At 70.9% G+C, this 1,043-nt stretch carries 1 protein-coding gene; it reads left to right on the forward strand.

Annotation, left to right across the window (positions count from 1 at the left end; translation table 11 throughout):
* A partial coding sequence (gndA, locus tag ACWDR3_RS47845; protein ID WP_450358957.1) for an NADP-dependent phosphogluconate dehydrogenase occupies window positions 1–913 on the forward strand: 913 nt, incomplete at its 5' end.
* Window positions 914–1,043: the final 130 nt, after the last annotated feature.

Here is a 1,043-nt window from a genome sequence, read left to right on the forward strand (position 1 = left end):
CCCCGACGGCGCCGGGCACTTCGTGAAGATGGTCCACAACGGCATCGAGTACGCCGACATGCAGCTGATCGGCGAGGCCTACCAGCTGCTGCGCGATGTCGCCGGGTACTCCCCCGCGCAGATCGCGGAGATCTTCCGCACCTGGAACACCGGCCGGCTCGACTCGTACCTGATCGAGATCACCGCCGAGGTGCTGTCCCACGTGGACGCGGAGACGGGCAAGCCGTTCGTGGACGTGGTCGTCGACCAGGCCGAGCAGAAGGGCACCGGCCGCTGGACGGTCCAGATCGCCCTCGACCTCGGTGTCCCGGTCTCCGGCATCGCGGAGGCGGTCTTCGCCCGCTCGCTCTCCGGGCACGCGGCGCTGCGCGAGGCCTCGCGCGGACTGGCCGGGCCGACGGCGTCGCCGCTGGGCGAGGCCGAGGCGGCAGCCTTCGCCGACCAGGTCGAGCAGGCGCTGTACGCGTCGAAGATCGTGTCGTACACGCAGGGCTTCCACGAGATCGCGGCGGGCAGCGACGAGTACGACTGGAACATCGACCTCGGCGCGGTCTCCTCGATCTGGCGCGGCGGCTGCATCATCCGCGCGGCCTTCCTGGACCGCATCCGCGAGGCCTACGACACCCGTCCCGACCTGCCGAGCCTGCTCTCCGACGAGACGTTCGCGCGGGAGATCGCGGCGGCGCAGGACGACTGGCGCGAGGTGCTGATCGCCGCGACCCGCCAGGGCGTGGCCACCCCGGGCTTCGCCGCCGCGCTCGCCTACTACGACGGGCTGCGCGCGGAGCGCCTGCCCGCCGCGCTGACGCAGGGCCAGCGGGACTTCTTCGGCGCGCACACCTACCGGCGCACGGACAAGGACGGTTCGTTCCACACGCTGTGGGGCGGGGACCGGTCGGAGGTCACCGCGTAGCGCTCACGCGCGGCGGTAACGGGAACAGACAAGGAACCCTGGTCTTGCCCATGCGCTTGGTCAGCAGAGCCTGGCCGAGGACGTTGTTGATCTTGTGCGAGCCGGTGTGGTTGAGGTCTTCGCGCTTCAG

The sequence above is a fragment of the Streptomyces sp. NPDC001002 genome (assembly GCF_053599215.1).